Source organism: Paraburkholderia sediminicola (assembly GCF_902859805.1).
Classification (GTDB): domain Bacteria; phylum Pseudomonadota; class Gammaproteobacteria; order Burkholderiales; family Burkholderiaceae; genus Paraburkholderia; species Paraburkholderia sediminicola.
Window position 1 is genome coordinate 153,372 of the sequence record NZ_CADIKC010000011.1, and the last position, 19,309, is coordinate 172,680.

9 protein-coding genes are annotated in these 19,309 nt (G+C 57.8%); 3 read left to right on the forward strand and 6 right to left on the reverse strand.

Annotation, left to right across the window (positions count from 1 at the left end):
- Positions 1-188: 188 nt before the first annotated feature.
- The 3 genes from R8871_RS30820 to R8871_RS30830 are packed head-to-tail and all read left to right on the forward strand — an operon-like array spanning position 189 to position 5,269.
- Positions 189-1,106 carry a DUF4007 family protein gene (locus tag R8871_RS30820; protein WP_175053913.1) on the forward strand — a complete coding sequence of 306 codons (918 nt, stop codon included), beginning with the start codon at positions 189-191 and terminating at the stop codon, positions 1,104-1,106.
- A complete protein-coding gene (locus R8871_RS30825) occupies positions 1,099-4,434 on the forward strand; it encodes an ATP-binding protein (RefSeq protein WP_175053846.1) in 3,336 nt (1,111 codons plus the stop codon). Before R8871_RS30820 ends, R8871_RS30825 begins: the two co-directional genes overlap by 8 nt.
- Positions 4,427-5,269, forward strand: a complete 843-nt coding sequence (locus tag R8871_RS30830) for a phosphoadenosine phosphosulfate reductase family protein (RefSeq protein ID WP_175053847.1) — start codon at positions 4,427-4,429, stop codon at positions 5,267-5,269. The genes R8871_RS30825 and R8871_RS30830 overlap by 8 nt, the downstream gene beginning before the upstream one ends.
- Positions 5,270-5,580: 311 nt before the next feature.
- On the opposite strand, the gene R8871_RS30835 is transcribed toward R8871_RS30830, so the two are convergent.
- Genes R8871_RS30835 through R8871_RS30860 form a run of 6 tightly spaced genes read right to left on the reverse strand, consistent with a single transcriptional unit; the run spans position 5,581 to position 18,957 of the window.
- Positions 5,581-6,663: a hypothetical protein gene (locus tag R8871_RS30835; RefSeq protein WP_175053848.1), complete on the reverse strand. Its 1,083-nt coding sequence runs from the start codon at positions 6,661-6,663 to the stop codon at positions 5,581-5,583.
- A gap of 2 nt (positions 6,664-6,665) precedes the next feature.
- Positions 6,666-8,429: an ATP-binding protein gene (locus R8871_RS30840; RefSeq protein WP_175053849.1), complete on the reverse strand. Its 1,764-nt coding sequence runs from the start codon at positions 8,427-8,429 to the stop codon at positions 6,666-6,668.
- Between the two features lie 8 nt (positions 8,430-8,437).
- Complete coding sequence (locus R8871_RS30845; RefSeq protein WP_175053850.1) at positions 8,438-10,087, reverse strand: DEAD/DEAH box helicase; 1,650 nt, start codon at positions 10,085-10,087, stop codon at positions 8,438-8,440.
- A complete protein-coding gene (locus tag R8871_RS30850) occupies positions 10,074-15,506 on the reverse strand; it encodes an FtsK/SpoIIIE domain-containing protein (RefSeq protein ID WP_175053851.1) in 5,433 nt (1,810 codons plus the stop codon). The genes R8871_RS30845 and R8871_RS30850 overlap by 14 nt, the downstream gene beginning before the upstream one ends.
- Positions 15,500-17,053, reverse strand: a complete 1,554-nt coding sequence (locus tag R8871_RS30855; protein ID WP_175053852.1) for a hypothetical protein — start codon at positions 17,051-17,053, stop codon at positions 15,500-15,502. Before R8871_RS30855 ends, R8871_RS30850 begins: the two co-directional genes overlap by 7 nt.
- Positions 17,050-18,957 carry a DEAD/DEAH box helicase family protein gene (locus R8871_RS30860; RefSeq protein WP_175053853.1) on the reverse strand — a complete coding sequence of 636 codons (1,908 nt, stop codon included), beginning with the start codon at positions 18,955-18,957 and terminating at the stop codon, positions 17,050-17,052. The genes R8871_RS30855 and R8871_RS30860 overlap by 4 nt, the downstream gene beginning before the upstream one ends.
- Positions 18,958-19,309: the final 352 nt, after the last annotated feature.

Below are 19,309 nucleotides of genomic sequence, written 5' to 3' on the forward strand. Positions count from 1 at the left end.
GCAAGCTCCGTGACCTCATCTCCAGTTGCGGCACTTCACTCGCCCGAGTTTTTTTGTCAGCATGACGCTTAAGAGCCGACATCTTGCGAAGAAAATAACTACCGAATTTCAGCGGCAATTTAAAAACTCTATCTTTCTGCGACTTGACCGAACTGGTGGATTCCACCAGTTCAGCTAAAATGGCAAGCATGATGCCCAACCACAGCGCTCCCAAAACCACCCCCGCCCACTTCTCTGGCCACGAGACGTTTCCTTTACGTCAGATGTGGCTCAAGAAAGTTTGCCATGAAGCGATCAACGGCCAAATTAGCAAGACCATCTTCACCAATGTCGACGCTATTGCGACCTTCGGGGTTGGCAAAAACATGGTGGCCTCGATTCGGCATTGGGCCTTAGCTTGCGGTGTCATGTACGAAGCAGGCGATCACTTCAGATTGAACAGTCTTGCCTATGAAATTCTTAAGGACAGTGGACTTGACCCCTATGCCGAAAACCCGTCAACAGCATGGCTTGCGCATTGGCAGCTTGCCGGTCGATGCCTTCGCTCGACGACTTGGTATTGGCTGTTCAATCACGTAACAGCTCCGTCGTTCACACGCCAAGAGCTCGAAGAGCCTTTGGCGCGCTACGCGCGTCAACTAGACCCTAAACATCGCCTTTCCGGGTCGACGCTGTCTAGAGACTTGGAGACATGTTTGCGTAGCTATGCGCCACGTGCAGCTGGAGGATCGCCAGAGGATTTCGCCGAACCATTGCTAGGCGAGCTAGGTCTTCTGCAGGAGGTCCACAAGGGCCAATATGCATTTCGACGTGGCCCTAAAGCTTCGTTGCACGATGGCATTTTTGCCTATGCACTAGTCGATTTCTGGAACCGCGAGGCGGATGGGCAAAGTTCGCTAGCCTTTGAGACCATTGCCTACGCTGATGGCTCCCCTGGTCGCGTTTTCAAACTTGACGAGGAGTCGATCGCTCAACGGCTGATCGCGCTCTCAGACTTCAGCGATCGCAAACTCGAGTGGACAGACTCTGCCGGTCTTCGCCAAGTCCACCGAAAGGACTTATCGAAGGACGACCTCAAAAACATGATCAGACGCGCCTATGACTGACAAAAAGCAAGACGCTCTGTCGGACATCGTCCAGATTTCGCGCCAATACCAGCGCTCTATCCGCGTCGACGCCGACATTGGCCGCACAGACGCCCTCTCAGGCTATATCTGCCACGCCACAGCCGGATCCGTGGTAGATGGCATGTGCGTGCAACTCTCGGAAACCAACCAACGCTGCTTTACCTGGACAGGCCCCTTCGGCGGGGGCAAGAGTTCGTTGGCCGTCGCGCTGGCGAGCGCGCTGCATCCCGATAAGAGCCTTCGAGCGAAAGCACGCGAAGCCTTGCACTTGAATTCCAAGGCCGCCTTCGACAAGGCATTCCCGGTCCGAAGGGGATGGTTGATCGTACCTGCGGTGGGACGACGTGGCAGCGTCGTCGCCGCACTTAATGCAGCCCTTCGAAAGGCGCAGGGCAAAACGGTAGATGGGCGCAACAAGCCCAACGGTCAAACGCTTGTCGCCGAATTACTCGAGGAGGCACAGAGCCGCCCGCATGACGGTGTGCTGGTCATCATCGACGAGATGGGTAAGTTCCTGGAAGCCTCAGCGCTGGGTTCCGGGGACGATGTCTACTTTTTCCAAGAACTCGCCGAAGCAGCCGCACGCTCAGACGGTCGTTTGGTGGTTGTCGGCGTACTGCATCAATCCTTCGCGCAGTATTCCGCTCGTCTTGGCATCGACACGCGTGAAGATTGGACTAAAGTACAGGGCCGCTACGTTGACTTGCCTTTCGTAACAGCTAGTGACGAAGTTGTCGAACTTATTGGCCGTGCAATCGAAGTCAATCGACAGCCAGACTGGATTCCCGAGACATCGAAGGCGATCGCCGACGCTATCCGCTCGCGCCGCCCCTCTGCAGGGCAAGGCCTAGCTCACGCCTTGGCCGGCTGTTGGCCGCTCCATCCGGCCATGGCTGCACTGCTTGGGCCAATCTCCAAACGTCAGTTCGGGCAGAACGAGCGAAGTACATTCGGCTTTCTGTCATCAGTTGAACCGTATGGCTTTCGCTCGTATCTGGATTCGACCGCGGTCAGCGAAGCAACCTGGTATCGCCCCAGCGACTACTGGGACTACCTGCGCTCCAATCTTGAGCCTGCCATCCTCGCGTCCCCTGACGGCCATCGCTGGTCTCAAGCGGTCGAAGCGGTCGAGCGAGCCGAGGCTAAGACGGGTGATCCACTACTGGTGTGTCTGATCAAGAACATCGCGATCATCGACCTCTTCCGTAACGGTTCTGGCCTGGCGGCCGACACCGTCGTCATCAAGGCACTCTTTTACAACACGGCACAAGAGGAACTTGACGTCGCGCTGCAAAGGCTCGCCGCCCTCAAGGTCGCCCTTTACAAGAGCTATACCGGCGCTTGGTCAGTCTTCGAAGGCAGCGACTTCGACATTGACTCCGCCATCGCGCAAGCACTCGTCACCTCGTCGGGCGTCGATTACGCTCGCCTCGCGCAGCTCATGGGATTGCATCCGGTGGTCGCCAAGCGCCACTACCACGAGACGGGTTCCATGCGCTGGATGGAACTGTCTCTGTGCAGCATCGAACAGGCCGAGAAAATCGCCGCCGACTTCCGCCCGCGCAAGGGCGAGTTCGGAACCTTTATTCTGGCTCTGCCCGCCAAAGGCATGAGTGCGCGGGCTGCACGTTTGCGTGCGCAAGCGTGTTCGAAGCTCCGCCCTTGGCCGGTACTTGTGGGTATCCCGGACAATCACGCCCGTATCGCAGAGCTATCTGCCGAACTAGTAGCATTGGAGCAGGTAAAGGAGCGGCATGAGTTGTCCGGCGACGCTGTGGCTCGCCGCGAGGTCTATGCGCGGTTGGCCGCAACTCGGGCAAATCTGGAAGACCAGCTCCAAGCCGCGGTATCGTTGGCGAAATGGCACGACGGGACGGATGACGTCGTCCAACCCGGGTCGAAGCTATCGCCAGTGGCATCTCAGCTCGCTGACGAACTTTTCAGCGCGTCGCCGCCTGTATGGAGTGAGCTGGTCAATCGCGATAGCGTTTCGAGTAACAGCGTAAAGGCTCGCCGCGATCTCCTGCATGCGATGATCGAAGCCGAAAGCCAAGAGGCTCTCGGCTTCGAGGGCTTCCCGGCCGAGCGCGGGCTCTACGAGACGCTTCTCAAGAGCACAGAACTGCATCGCCAAGACGCGTCCGGCGTCTGGCGGTTCATTGCGCCATGCGATGGATCGGCGACTGGCCTCAAGCCACTGTGGGAGGCTGCCCGGGCGCTCTTCTTGGACGGCAACACGCGAGTGGGTGCCCACGAGATCTATGCACTGTGGAGTGCACCTCCTTTCGGAACGAAGCAAGGCATCCAACCGGTCATCCTTACGGCATTCATGCTTGCTCACAAGGCCAACATTGCCGTCTACAAGGACGGGATGTTTGTGCCCCGGCTCACCGATTTCGACATCGACGAATGCCTGCAGGACCCAGATCGTTTCTCGCTGCGTTGGGTGGCTATCGACGAGGACAAAAGTCGGATCCTCAATGGCATTTCAAAGCTGTTAGCAGAGGTTGGCGAAAGTGCGGACGCGGCCGATCCACTCGAAGCCGCACGCGGCTTGGTGGCCATGGTATTCAATCTGCCGGAGTGGGCTCGAAGGACGCAGCGCTTGGGCGACACGGCCAAGGCCATGCGCGACATGCTGTTGAAGGCCAACGATCCTCACAAGGTATTGTTTGTCGACCTTGCGTCGCTGCTCAACGCCGCCGACGGCAAGTCCTACGTAAAGGCTCTTCGAGCACCACTGCAAGAGATCGCGGGCTCATATGGAAAAATGCTCACCGAGGTCGAGAGCAAGATGCTCGAGGCACTCGACGCCCGGTTGGATGATCTGGAAGCGTTACGCCAGCGCGCTCACTCCGTCTCCGGAATTTCTGGCGACCTGAGATTGGATGCGTTTGCGACGCGTCTCGCCAACTTCGACGGCACCAGAGTGTCGCTTGAGGGCATCCTGAGCTTAGCTGCGGAGAAACCGCCTCGAGACTGGGTCGACCGTCACATCGATGCAGCGATCCTAGAGCTAGCAAAGTTCGCCCGGCGTTTCCGCGAAGCCGAGGCTTTCGTGGCGGTTCAAGGCCGCGAGGCACACAGTGAAGCCATCGCTGTAGTCATCGGTGCTGGGTCGAATACCAAGACGATCTCACGCTCGTTTGCGATTTCGGATCGTCATCGCCAGATCGTGGACTCCAAGGCCGACGAGGTCGTCTCGATGCTGGAGCGCCAAGGGTTAGGAACTGAAGTATTGCTAGCCATACTGGCCAAAGCCGGAATGACGCTGGCGTCTATTGACCAAGAGGTTGCCAATGATTGAGCGTCATGTTCTAGGGATTTCTGGTGGGAAAGACAGCGCCGCGCTCGCGGTTTACATGCGCGACCGACATCCTGAGCTCGATATCGATTATTTCTTCACCGACACCGGCGAGGAGTTGCCTGAGGTTCATGAGTTCCTCGGCAAGCTCGAGGGTTACCTAGGCAAGCCGATCGTCCGGCTCAACCCAGGCCGGGACTTTCGCTTCTGGCTGCGTCAATTCAATCACTTCCTACCCAATCCGCAAAGCCGCTGGTGTACGCGAAAGTTGAAGCTGGCGCCATTCGAGGATTGGGTGAAGCCTTGGCTGGCAGCCGGCGACAAGGTCACTTCGTACGTGGCGATTCGCGCGGACGAAGAATATCGCGAAGGCTACGCGTCTAAAGCTGACAATCTGTTTGTGAAGCTGCCCTTCCGCGAAGCCGGCATCGACAAAGCAGCCGTGATTGACATCTTGGAGAATTCCGGTGTCGGTTACCCCAAGTACTACGAGTGGCGCTCGCGCAGCGGCTGCACGTTCTGCTTCTTTCAGCAGAAAATCGAGTGGGTCCGCCTGAGGGACAAGCACCCTAAAGCGTATGAAGAAGCGAAAGCCCTCGAGAAGGACGCCTTGGAACACGGGGCACCCTTCACCTGGTCGAAGGGCGAATCGCTCGGAGACATGGAGCAGCCGGAACGCGTAGCGGAGATCGAGGCGGAATACGAGATCCGCCGCGCTCGCATGCGCAAGAGTATCCCCATTAATCCCCTGCGGCCTGTGAAGGCCTCCCCCGAGGACATTGACGATGTCTACGGCGTGGATGAAGGCAACGGCTCTTGCAACGTTTGTCACAAGTGAATCAATGGTCGGAGCGGCGACGACCCGGAACTCCCCCCGAAGCTCTGCCCCATTTGCTCGGAAACTCGTTGGCTCGCTGAACACTTGATGGAAGTGGGTTTGGCTGCGGACTACCTTGGGAACACATCGTCCTACGTGAGCGAGCACGGTACAGCGACGATTCGGACCGAGACGATCGGCGACTGGCTTAGGTTACCGTCGCGCCGTCGCTGTCGGTGCTACCGCACATGGGGGGATGTTGCTGGGAGTCTTCCTCTGGTTGGACCACCATTACGAAGGCAACGGCCCCTGCGCGATGTCCCATATGTAGGTCATAACAGGCTCAGATACTTGTCCAGATTGGAGATGGAGATGAACTGTGTCTGACCGGACGTCAAGACGGAAAACTCGTCCATCCTGATCTTGATTGTCGCCCTCTTGACCGAACACAGGGCTGCCTGAGCTGCGTACTTGACGAACAATTCGAGTTGGTAGTCGCCGTGAGGCCACTCATTCGCCTCGTACCCCAGCCTTTGAACTGGGACGAACAGAACGGACTGTTGTACCGAAGACTGGGGGGCGATCGCGAAATCTCCGAATGGACGCCCAAGCCGTCGTCGCGTGGCGTATTGCTCCTCTGGTTTCTCGGTAACGACACGCTCGGGCCGGTAGCGCATCTCCCGCGTGCTTGACCACACGCGCAGAAGAAACATCTCCACGACGGCTGTGGAGGCTCCACCATTGACGACGGTAAGCGGGAGTATCAGCTCGAAAGCCCGATCAGAAACCACCACTGGTCCGGCAATTTCTAGCACGCTCCACAATACGTTGCAGTTCGTAGTCAGGCGTTGACTGACCGCGTGCGGATAGGAGGCCGTGATTCCGCTTAGCAACCATCCGTCGAACTCCTCACGCGGCATACGCTTTCCGTATATCGCCGCCTGCAGCAAGCGAGCGACGAGCTCATAGATCAACGACTCCCGCAAGGGCAGTGGAAGCGGCTCGATGGACTTCGCGGTCAGGTAGCGATCTACCTTCGTGATGGCCTGGTCGAGCAGGGCCAGCGTGTCCATCGAAGTCGGAGTGGGCACCTCGACGTCATCGAAGGGGGCGTCATCCAAAACGGCAGCTGCGATCGGTCCAGCCAATATCAGCTGGTACTTACTTGCAGCGTTGGAGCCTTTGAGCTCTTTGCACCATACGACCACATCGCCTTTGCCGATCTGATTTTTGGAGGACTTGACCTGCTGAGCAAGAGTTGAATCATCTGCGTACTCCCAGTAGATGTCTACCTTATCGTTGTCGGAGTCCGGCTCTAGCGTAACGGCCGTCCATTGTCCGTTCGCCCAGAGCGAGTCGAGCAGGCAGATGAGGGTTTGAACCGCAAACCCGCGGATCGCTTCGCGCCCGCCCACGGCTAATTCTCGATCTCAAAGAAGTCCATGGCCATTCGCCCCCACTGAAAGCGAGTATCCTCGATCGACACTCGCATCTTTTCGCTCGGCGCTTCGTCTTCCATACGAGCCCAAGCGGCGATAAGCGATAGAACCTCCCTAGCGTACTGAGCCTCCGGTCCGTCTTCCCCTTGAAGTGCCTCGAACAGCCGGGCGTGCACCGGATGACGACTGTTCAGTGTGACCAGAATCACGCCCCCGGACGTGGAAACGTCAAAGATGTGCGAGCCAGACATGTCGGCGTGCCTGAAGCGGAATTTAATCTTCTTGCTGACATAGTCTACGGCGAGTTCCAGAGCCTTCGCCTCCTCCACGCCATCTTGGACGATATCGGCAGTCAGCGCGGATGCGCGTTCGTCGGCGGAGGCGTGTTCATCTTTGTCACTCCGGCCGGTGTCCCCAACCCGCTCTCTGCGTCTCATCACAGACTCGGTGGCCGCTTTCTCGGCCTTTTTCTCAGCTCGCTCTTTGGTGGACTGCATTCGTTCACCTTCGCGCATCTTGGCCACCTGCCCGCGCATCGAGTTCAACAGCTTCTCAATCTCCCGGCTGATGCGGTACATGGCAAGCCGTGGGTCCCGATCCTGCTCGAGCGTCTCCTGATATTCTTTCACGCTGAGCCCCTCTTCCAGCGCGTCTTCCTCGATGCTCAGGCGCGTGAAACCCGTCGCGGCCTGCTTGTTGTTCGTGACGCCAAAGACATCATCCAAACCCGGGTCGAACTGCACTTCGATCCCCCACCATCTCTCGCGTGTGTCATACGAGTTCGTGAAGCTGTGATTGAGCTCCAGCTCCCGCCTCGATCTCACGACCGAGATGCCCTGATTTTTTTGCGCGTGCTGACCGATGGGTTTGGTACCTCCTTCACGCCGCGCCTCCGGCTTACATATCGACGCCATGATGGTCACAGGGTGCTCTGTGCCACCATGCCCTATATGGAGGACCAGCGGTTGTCCGAACGGCACAAAGGCCGGTTTCTGATCGAAGGGCGCAGGGGCATTGGTGCCAGACATCAAGTAAAGCGGGTCATTGGGTCGCACAAAGCTCTGATAGACCGTCGTCTTGGTCTTGCTCTCATAGGCGGCAAGGCGAATTCGAACGGACTTGTCGTTGATAAAGTGCCGATACACACGCCCGCTAATGAATTCTGTGTGTCGCAACAGAGTAGTACTTTGCTTCCAAGAGATGCGGTCCAACTTGCTCCAGGCGACCAAGGTGCCGTGCTCTTCGCGATTGCCTGCAATCAATGACCGCCATTCAGAAGGGAGCTCAGAGGGCTGAGGCTCTGGAACCTCTGTCATTTGTCCGTCCTGAATCTCCTGTACGTCCAAGTACGCGTGATAAACCGACCCATTTTGCCATGTCCAGACATCCACCCTCTTGCATTGAGAGATTGAAGAGTTCGGCAATCCCATCCCGAACTTGCCGATACCCTTTTGCTTAGCCTTGTCAAGGCGCGAACCGTTGCCAAATTGAAGGGCCTTCCTGAGCATGCTGGGGCTCATGCCGCTGGCGTTGTCGTAAACCGCGAGGCGGGATATCTGACGTCGCCCTCCGGCCGCGACCTCGTCGATACAGATTACCTCGACTTCGGTGCGGGATTGGGTACCTTCTCCTGCTTGGATCGCGTTGTCAATGAGCTCGGCCAACGCGTGCGCGGTGTCGCGATAGCCCGAGCTTCGCATGGCGGAGATTGACAGGTTCTGGGGAATAATTGGAAAAGACATGCGGCCTCCTAGGTATGCAGCGTGGACCAAGTGCTCAACGACTCCAACCAACCGGCATCGGCTTGCGAGTCGGCTGCCACAATGAGTCTAAAGCGAGGCAGATCGGCCACTCGGGCTTGGACGAGCCGCCCGATTGTGGATAGGAACGCTGCTCGGGATTTGCCAGGCGACGCCATCACACATACGGAAATTTCAGGAACGGAGTTCCTAGGAAGCAAGAACCCGTGGACGCACAAGACTTTCTCATCTCTAGCGACGAATTTCTGCAGGGCAAGGTCGCGTGCCGCTGGAGATTCGTCCGCAGTTACGGCTCTGGCCTTCACGCCCTCGACCAGCAGAAGACCGGCGAAAAGCCGTGCGTTCTCGGCTGTTGTTGCATAGAAAACAACGCGTCCCCGACTCTTGGACTCCTTCTTCAGAATTTTCAAAAGGTGTTCGTTGCGTTCAACGTTGTTGCCCAGCTCGTTGACGTAGGTGTGATCAAAATCGAGTGTATCGTCGTTGGTCGGTGGGGATGAGGCATCCGCCGACGCGTTTGTGGACGACGTGCTCGTGAGATTCACAACCGTACCGTCGATGTCCGTGAAATCGCCAACCTGACGAAGCGACTGCAATCCGTCGTTCGCCGCGATCGTGATGCAAGCGTCCGGAAAGGCATCCATCAAAGCACTCTGATTGGCTCCCGGGGGAAAGGCGGTGCCAGATGTCGCTAGTATTCCCACCGCTCTGAATTCCCCACCCGCGGACATCCTTCGAACGATCTCGGCCCCGACAGGATGAACACGATTCTCTGCATCTGCGAAGACGGCAACCGACGTAATGGAACCCAGCTTTTCAAGAGCCGAGTTCTCCGCGCTGAGTTGGAGAATGTCGATGACCGCTATTGCCCCTCCGAGCTGATCTAGGTCGCGCACGGGGTGGTCACCGTAGAGCTGGAGAATGGTCGTGTCGCGCGAACCCAGTTGTCGCCACACCTCTTGTAATTCAAGGAAGGCCTCGTCACACATGGCTTCGCCTGGCGCCAGCCAGATGATCGAACGGTCATCGGCTTCCGAACGATAGAGATCGAGCGCTGCAGTGACGACTAACCGAAGTTTTCCTGCTCCGAATGGCATGTGGACCAAGACGGATACGGGCGGGTTGGCGATGGCTCGACGAAGCTCGCGAAATGCATTCAGTTGATGCGCGTGAAGCTTGTGCGAGGCAACGGTTTTCTGAGACCCCTCGGATGGCTCAAGAGGCTCCTCGAGCTCGTCAATCTCCACACCATACCACCTGTCGAGAATCTCCAGGTTGCTTGGCTCTGCGTCGAAGTCGATGGCACTCAACGTTCGGAGGGGCGAGATCGCCGGCATCTGGAGCAAGTCGCACAGCTCCGATGCCTCCGAGTTGTTCAGTTTGGACAGCAAGAGACTTCGAATGTGCTGCTTTCGTAACGCACCGCGTTCGCCGTGCAAGCTAACGATGAAATAGGCGAGACCGTTTGGACTGGTCACATCTGTACCCATCTTGCCGAGCAAGGCCATGATCGAGGGGCCTAACAAGGCAGTGAGGGCGCTCGCGTGGTTTCTCGCAAGGTGTGCCATAAGCCGCGTCATCGTGGTCACACGAGACGATCCCGGGGTTGAAGAGGCATCTGGAATGTCAAGTGGTGCCATGCGCTGATTTCGGGGAGTTGTCGAGGGAAATCGCCGTCACTGCTGCGGCGATATCATCGTCAGACAGAAAGGGGGCCTGCGCGAACACCAACCCCTGCTCGCCATTGAGCTTCGCAGCAAGGTGCCCACGGCCAAGCAAGAGCTCAGCGCCCGGTCTGTCGAGCGCGATTTTGGAGGTGGCCTCGCTTGAAACTTTGAGGATGAGGCGGTTGCCAAGATTTTCGCGCAATTGCATCGGCATGACGTCCTTGTCGGGGCGCTGCGCTGCGAAGATCAGATGGATGCCAGCAGCGCGAGCCTTTACGCCCAATCGCTGTACCGCGGCGCCCACGGCAGACTTGTATCCGTCGTCGAACATCCAGTCCGCGAATTCGTCATGCACAAGGAAGACCATGGGCAAACGCTCGTCGGCCGCAACTTTGGCGTTGTAGGTCGGCAGGTCGCGCGCGCGGGCCTTAGCGAAGGCGCGATAGCGTTCCTCCATTTCCTGAACCAAAGCCTCGAGGACTTCTGCTGCCTTCTCCTTTGTCGTCACAATTTCGCTGCGCATGTGCGGCAGTTCGGCAAGCGGCGCGTAGTCCACGCCCATCTTCGGATCGATTAAGATGATCTGCGCAAGATCCTTCGAGTTGGTCGCGGCGATGTCCAAAAGCAGGGCCTGGATCAGTACCGACTTGCCGCTACCGGTGGCACCCGCCACCAGGGAGTGCGGCTCGTGGGAGGAGAGGCCACCGAACTCTGCGCCGAGGTTCAGATACAACAACGCACCGTTGATTTCTTGGAGCCCCAAGAGGAATGACGTGTTGATGCCGGCGACGTTGCGATTGATCTCACGACGCGACCACAGCTCCCAAAGCGATACCGCTTGACGCTTGGAGCCGGCGACCGTCACCACAATCTCGCCAGGCTTGGGCTGAACCGTCACTAAGTTGATCGCGTGAGTGGTCAGCAATTGGGTGCGCTTGTTCTCGATATCCTCGACGCGCAGCCTGTCTGAGCCGGCCAATCGCACCAAGCAGCCGTTCGGCGTCAAACGCACGCCTAGAATCGAAGCCTGCAGACCGTAGCTGTTCAGCGCGGACTTAAGCTTCTTTTTCACCTCCTCGGCCCATTCCTCCCGCTCAGCGTCCGCTTGCCCTCCGCCGGCAAATTTAGCGGCTACCAGAGCAGAAAGCGAAGAGCCAAGATCGGTGGACAATGCTGGGGTTGAGACCGGCACCGACGCTACAGCGTTGGTTGAGGCTTCGACCTGTTCTTGCGCCGGTGCGTCGTGCTCAGTAGCGAGGCCGTTTGATTGAGGCAAGGCGTTTGCATCTGCCACAATGGTTAGAGCTTGGTCGTCGGAAGACACTGAGGCACCATTGGCGAGCTGGCCTATGGCCGCGAGCCACGGCACCCGCGCGGCTGGCTTCTTGAAACAGTGTCCAGCCCACGGTTGGTGAGGGCCAAGCCCGGCCCGGCTTTCGAAACCGCTATTCCCCTTCGCATAGGCCTCGCCAAGCTTGCGCAGATCATGCCTGTCAAAAACTTCCTGCCAAGCTTGAACGCCTTCAGCGTCGTCGAGCAGCTCTTGGTCGGAGGCAGACGCGGAGCCTGCATCCGAGGTATGAACATAGACCTGTGAATAGCCGCGGAGCGAAATCTCCACGTCGCCTTCGCGCAGCTTCGCCCTCGCCCGCTCCATGAGACCCGTCATGCCTGGCGGGATCTCGGCGTCGATAAGCATATCCGCCAAGCGAGCGAGCCACACGTCGCGATCGAGGCGCCCCGGGTCGCCAAAGAGAGCCTCCCGGAACATGCCCAACGTTGCCAGGAGCTGATCCTTAGAATCTCGGCGGGCCTTAGCCAGTCCATCTGCCCCAACATACTTTGACTCGACGATCGAAATAACGACACGGATTCCATCGTCTCGCTCCTCGACATTAAGCGCGAGGATGTCGGCGATGCGGCTTTCAGGTTGCGACAGCCAGCTCGCGTAGTCGTCGAGCAAAAAGTACGCAGTCACTACTTGACCACCAGCGGCGGAAGCCTTGAACTCCTCTGCGAGCAAGTAGCGGCTGAGGACCAAGCCGATCATTTCCCCTGCAGAGACGCCGCGCTTAGCCGCACGAAGCACAATGTCGCCGGAGACAGACAGCGCGTCACGTTTTGCCTTGGCGGCAGCAGCCTCAAGCTGATCGGGATCAAGCTGCAGATTCAGCTCTTCCAAGCGACGACGTACTAGCACGCCGAGTAGCCGCAGCTCGGAGGTCGAGCTGACGATCATGTTGCGGCCGTTGGTCGAGCCACGACGGTAGCGCACCACCGTGATGTCGTTGTGTTGAAGCTGTCGCTTGTCCAGCAGCTCATCGTAGGTCGCTACCCATTCCGCCAAATCATGCGCGTCCTTGATCATGCCGGCCAAGGCGGGGCTTTGAAGCGAGATACGACGGGCGGGCAGGTATCGCTCGTCGGGCAAGGCGTCGGTCTGGCGGCAGACCGCGGCAACGGCGGACACATAAGCCCAGCCCGACGCGGTCTGCCAAGGGCATGTCAAAAATGTCGTCGATTTGAGTTCGTTCTCGCCCGAGACACTACGATACGACAATCGCGAAGGGGCGTGGTCCAGATTGGGACGATCGTTGGTCCATGGAACCGGCAGCCATTCCGACTGTGCTGCACGGGCAACCACATCATGCAAAAAAGCCACGTCGAAGGCCTTAAAGCCTTGCTCGCTTTCGCCGGGTGTAGCCGAGATCGGAGTTACGGAGATGCGCAATTTCGAGATGAAGTTGTCACTAGTCTCGCTAACCACCGGCAGGTCAGGATCATCGCCAGCCTTGTTCACCAGCTCCCCATATACGCTGCGAAGCTTCGCCGGATCCGAGTGGCGCACAGACACGCTGCATTGAAGCTTTCCATCGGCTTGAATCGACGAAAGCTCCCTCACAGTCGCTAGCGGTAACTCCGCCGCATCTGCGTTGTAAAGCACTACACTCAGATTGGAGGCCTCATGCGGCTGCAATCCGATGTAGCGTTCCAAAAGCTCGCGCGCTTGCTTTGCAGCGGCGGCCGGTTCGACATCGGTCATTGCGTCTGCGGTTCCGCGTGTAGGCGACTCCAAAAGACTGTAGCCGTTGACTGTGCTGCTTTCCGAGACGAGCGTTGAAGCACCCGCGCGTTTGAGAATTGCAATTTCGGGATAGAACGGATGCGCAATCTCGTCGGAGAGCTCCCGCATAAAGATTTCGCGGTCGCCATAAAGAATGCTATCGCTTGACAACAAGTGAGTGGCGAAGCCCGCCACGCGCCGAGACTTCACGGCCAGCGCCTTCATCCTCTCAGGATGCCACGGAGGGATGATCAACGCCGGATTGTCTCCCGCCACGCGGACCGTGCCAACGGAGAGGACCTCGGAGACCAAGCGTGAACGGCAAACGTCACCGCGTGCATGAGCCATCAAGAACGTCAGGAGCAAGCCAAAGGACTCCGCCTGGCGCATGACGGCCTCGCCATGGACGCCCGTGGACACGAAGTCCTCCATCGCTTTGATGTACTGCTCCTCGAACTTGTCCCAAGTGTCTCGAATCTCGTCACGTTGCTGCGGCGTGATTCGGCCATCCTCCGAAAGCTCTTTGATTCGCCCTTTAACATCCTGACGAAGGCTGCGCAGCTTGTTGGCCGCAGGGACTAAAGAACCGGCATCCGTCGAATAAGTAGCCTCCAAGGTCCCGGTGTCGAGCAGCGAGACGTTCTGGACGCCGCCCTTCTTACTCACGAGCCTGCGGGAAACCTCCGTGCAACCAACGCCGCCCTTCTCAAGGAGGCGGCGCATGTCGGCAACCATTGATAAGCCGATCGATGTTGACTTGTAGCTCCAAAGGAGTTGCGTCTTGGCCAAGATCGTTTCTTTGCCATTGGCAACCTGCACCAACGCGACGTCGAATTTGATCTGCAACGCTGCTCGCGAAAGCGAAGCGTTCGGTCGGATCTTGTTCTTCTTGTCGTTGCGCAGCTCTTTTTCCTTGGCGAAAAAGGCTTCGTAGTCGAAGAGTGGATCTGGCAAGTTCGCGTTGCCAAGCCGCTCAACCTTCCAATCCGCTCTGGAGCCCATCAGCTCCTTCAAACCGCGGTACATCGCGGAGAAATACGTTCCAGCGTCATAGTTGAAGCGCTCGCGCCACTCCTTCCGCCCCTTGGTAACGGTAAAGCGCAAGATGCGCTCACCCTCTGGTTCACGCAGGCCCGCATGTAGGCTATTGACCACACGTGCGAAGCCGTCAAAAAAGTCATTGCACTCGATGGGTTTACCATACAAGGCCTTTTCCCAACGGGCACAAAGCTTCGCATCTTGCTCGAGCAATCGGCGATGCTTAACGAAGAATTCCTCGTCTTCCTCATTAAAGTCCGAACGGCGTTCGCGCGATTTTAAGTCATCAAGGAGTGTGCGGCTCTCGGCATCGAGGGAATTCTCCTGATCGCAGTCTTGGTCGAAAAAACGGATCGTAGAGTCGGCCAAACCAAGCTGCTTTTCCTTGGGCTTATCGAAGGCCAAGTAAACGCCGTCACTTTCCCATTCGAATTGCGCCAGTGTCGCTGCCGCCTCTTGATCGCCAGCGGCAGCTGCAACGAATTCCTCCAACGCCTGTCGCGCACCATCGGTAATATCCGACTCATTAGCTTTGATGCGCTCTAAAAGCTCTTCAGCGTCGAGCAACTGGCCGTTCTGCCGAAGCTTCTTGAGCAGTGGCGCACGCTGAGTGAAAAGCTTGACGAAGGCCTTCTGCCACGGCTTGCGTGTCGCCCCGAACGTCTTAGCGTTCGAAAAAAAAGAGCTATCCCTAGGAAGCCCTGCTCGAGGCAGGGCGAAACCGACTGCGTCGCGGATAGCCAAGCCACGGGTAGACATGGCTTCGACAATGTCGGCACAAAACTCGCCAAGCTGGACAAGCGAAAGTTCGGAGGAAGAAAGCAGTCCGCCAATCGCTGCGTGAAATACTGCGCGGTCTTCGGGGACCGGCGAGACGCCGCCCGCGTACAACGAAGCCTCGACCCAAAGCTCGGGGTTGGCGCGCATTTCTTTGGCGCCAATGGCCATTACATGGCCCAGTGTATCTGCGAGGTTGTGTTCGTTCCCGTTGGCGGTGAGAATCGCCGCCTTGGAAGTCACGGCGTTGTTGCGCACATACCCTGCGTTGTGAGAGATCAGGATCTCCGCTGGGAGGCCCTGGCTTTCGACCAACGCCTCAGGGATCATAAGCTCCACGTGCGCGAACAGTTCGGGATTTGCCAAGACCGCCCGCGCCACTGCAGCGATTTGGCCGGCGGAGAGTTTGTCGAGCCGAAAGAGCGCTGCCGAATCGCCCGGCTGGTCAGGATTCGAAATGCGCTTGGCGAGGATGTCTGCGCCGACGCGTCCAATAATGCGATCGGTCAGCATTCCGCCACTCCCTTGAACGCGAACGGATTTTCAACAAACGAGCATGAATCAGAGAGCCTGCGGACCAAACCCAATCCAACAAGTCTGGCTTCGAGGTTATCCCGGTTCTCGCTGAGCTCCTCCTGGTCAACTAGCTTGGCATCGACCAAGCGCACACCTTCCGCGTCACCCAACACCAGACCATAGCGTCGCTTGGCTTCAGCAAGAAACTCATCAAATTGCATGCGATCTTCCACAATGGCGACCACAATCGATTTAAGCAATCTGTCATTGGGTGCGTACCGTGTTCGGCGAGATAGCCGTCGCGAACTGAGTCCGATCGCACGCGACCAAGACGCATGAATCTTCCCGACGTGCTGCTGGTGGCGTGCGAGTGCGAGCTCCACGAGATCTCCGACGAGGGCGTCTGGACTTTTTCCGGTATAGTCCTCGTCGTCGCCGCCATCTAGTGACGGCCACTGGAAGCGTTCACGCATAAGCTTCACTCGCTCAGCCTCCGGGAATTCACTCGAGGCAGCGTCGTTCCAGAGAGGGTCCTGCCGAATTGACTCGACATATGTGCGCACTGCCTTAGCGGGCAACCCCTGATTGAACTGATAGCTATCGCCCGAGAGTGCTCTGACCTTCGTGCGCTCCTTGGAGACGATTTCGCAGACAATCTCAACAGGATCGTCGTCGCCCGCGATCCGCTTGGCCCGTTCGAGCAAGTAAAGCAGCATATTCAGGCCAGAGATGGCAATTAGGTGCTCCAAGGCATCGTAGATCGGCATGTCCCTGCCGAGAATGGATAGCCAGTCTTCACAAATTCGGTCAAACCGCGCGTTGGCAACCTCGGGCAAATAGCCGGAAGACCGCGGGTCGTCGGCTAGCTGAGGTGCACCTTGCAGTGCACGCGCCAGTCGATTCATCGGAGCCTCGCGGTCGAATAGGCGCCTCGCCAAGGTGTCGCCGAGCTCCGCTCCCTGTTTCGCTCGGGTGAGCATTAGATAGAGCAGCTCGCCAGTGCGCGCGAAAAAGCGGCGGTCGTTACTCATCTTGCCGCGCGAGTCAATTTCCAAGTCCTCGTAGAGGGCATCGGGACCGAAAGGGAAGACGAATTTCGAACTCCAACGCTTGTTGCTACGGGACTCGAATGAGGAGGAGCGCAACAGCTCGATGGCCTTGGCAAAATCGTCGAAGTTTGAGAACGAGTGACGCAGGTAGACCATGTCGTCGTCGCCGTTACCCGTCTTGCCCTGGTCAAACTTCTCAAACCACTGCTTCCATTTCTCCGCGTCTGGCAGGGCGCTTTCGGCAATGGATTCGACGTAAGGGTTATTAAAGAGTAGGCCGCGCAGCCGGATTTGACGTTGCGGTTGAAATTTGACCGCGCCACCCAAACCTTCTTGAGGGCGAAGAGGCTTGCCCAAGTTCGAACCGAGCACGCCCAAAAACTCAAGTACAGTCAAATGCGGAAGCTGCTCGTCGTAGAGGCGGTGGCCCCAGATGTTCTCGTCGACGCAAAAGTCGACGCTCTTGATCTCTGGACGCTTGATGATCTCGCTCATACTGGGGCTCTCACAGTTACGGGACGAGCGAAGCCACGACCTCCCGGTTCGATGTCAATGAAATTCAGCGTGAGCGCGGACGCTTCTCCACCGACTTCGTCGTCGTCGCCAGCGAGCCTTGCGTTGCGAACAATCTCCGCCTTTCGGAGCAATTTGGCCTTAAAGGCCAACAGATCTTCGAGGCACTCACTGGAGAAGCTCGCGGGCAACGCCCCGGCTGCTACAAGCGACAGGAACTCGTGACGGATAGGAGTGAGGTCAAATGCAACGGAATTGCCTGGACCGGGCGAGAGCGAAACATCGAGCTGCGGGCGGCCAGTCCCTTCGTCGAGCTTGACTGCCATGCCGACCCCGCCCTGCCGGCGGGATGGCGTCTCATGGTCGCAGAGCACGCTAACGCGGCTTTGCGTGAAGCCTCCGGAGCTGGCAATGAAGATACGGTCGACATTTTCCAACAGCAAGCCGGTCATGACGCGATTGAGCCCCTTGGCAATGCGCCCACGAACCGTTTCGCTGACTGGCTTCTTAGACTTCAACGATTCGATCATGTCCAAGTAGTCGCCAGCGAAGTGAAAAGCGGTCAAGGACCAGCGGGGGTAGCCGGCCTCCGTGTCCGGCACGGTGAAATAGAGCCGGCGGCGCTGGGCCTCAAGCATTTCCAAAAACTCGGATGAGCCGCCTTCAAGACGAGCACCTTCGTACCCCTCCAAATATGCGTTTTGGGCAGAACGAAAGTTTGGAGTTGCTCCGTAGACTTGGTCGCCACCAACTAGCCGATCAAAGTCGGCTTGAAGCCGAGAATCGTCCTTTCCGTAGACTAGGAGGCCGTCAGCCGCGTTGGTCGTTTCCTCGCCTACGCCGAAGCTGGCCATTGCCTTGAAGACGGGACGATCAGAGGCTCTCCGCTTCGGCAGATTTGCCCCGAATGCGTTGGCGTAGATACTCGCTTTGCCGATGTTGCCGCCATCTAAGATTTTGGCCACGTCCGCGCAGGTCATCAGGTTCTCCTTGGCATCTTTAGCATCGGAGTAGCCCAAAACCATGTTCGAGCACAGAGCAAGCAGGTCGCGAACGGGAAGATGAAGTCCGTTGAGCCGCGCGATCTCGATCAAATCACCTAAACGGCGTGCAAGCTGCCCATCATCGGATTCACCGAGGAGCCTGCGACGGTTTTCATCGATGGGGCAGACCTTACCTGCCGCCTTGAGCGAGCAACGCTTGCAATTTTCCCACTCGGGGTGACTCGCTACCGCTTTGGCGACTTCTTCGAGCGTCTTTCGACTAGTTGTGCGGCTAAGGTCGAATACAGCGAGCCGATGGGGTGACGGACCCGCTTGCAAAAATCGCTCTTGCAGGGGCTTGCGAAGCGGATGTATCCGATCTTGCCGCTTTCCTAAATCACGCAAGCGGTCGAGCAATTGGCCGTGGTTTGCAGCCAGGATAACCACCTCGGAGTCGTCGCTTCCTAATACAGACTTTTCAAGCCGCTGCAACGGCAGATCGCTCTCCTCGCCGTTAAACTCGGAGAGGTCCTTTATAAAAACAGCTAAACGACCGTCGGCAAGTCTGAGCTCCTTGATGTTGCCCTTGCTCGACCACTCTTTCGGATCGCCTCCCAATCTCGTCCACAACGCGCGACAGTGATAGGTTTTGCCGTCGCCTGCAGTGCCGGCGATCAAGATAGAACCCGGAATCTTGGAAGCGACATGCTCCACCATCGCGTCCAGCAACGGTGTCGATAAGCCAATGGGTTGTACTTTGGCCCTTGCGAGGGCACCTGCCACGTACTCGTCGAACATCGTTAAGTTGTTCGGTGTCGGGCCATAGCTTCGAAGAAACCGAACCCAGGCTGCTGAAGGCAGTGCGTACGAGCTCGCATCCCCCTGCTGTTCAGAATTAATCATTTTGGTCTCCCTCGGGTTACCTGACGCAACGCCGGATATAGACGCGCCTGTGCGGCCGCGGAGCCATGAGCGCGACGGGGTATAAGTTGTAAATATCGACCGATGGAGATGGATGCAAAAAGGGCCGCCAATTGGACGTTCACTAACAGGAATTCAGGGGCCACGAAGCATCTTGCCGCCGCCGAAAAGGCGGCGGCGCAAACAAGATCTCCTTATGCATTTTGAATCCCCCGCAGTCGTGTCTTATTATCGGCCGGAAATGGCAATTCTTTCATAGGTTGCCATCCTTGCACAGCGCCGAACGCGCAAATGCTACTCGCTCGGAAGCTTTTTCCCGCGACGAGGCTTGAGG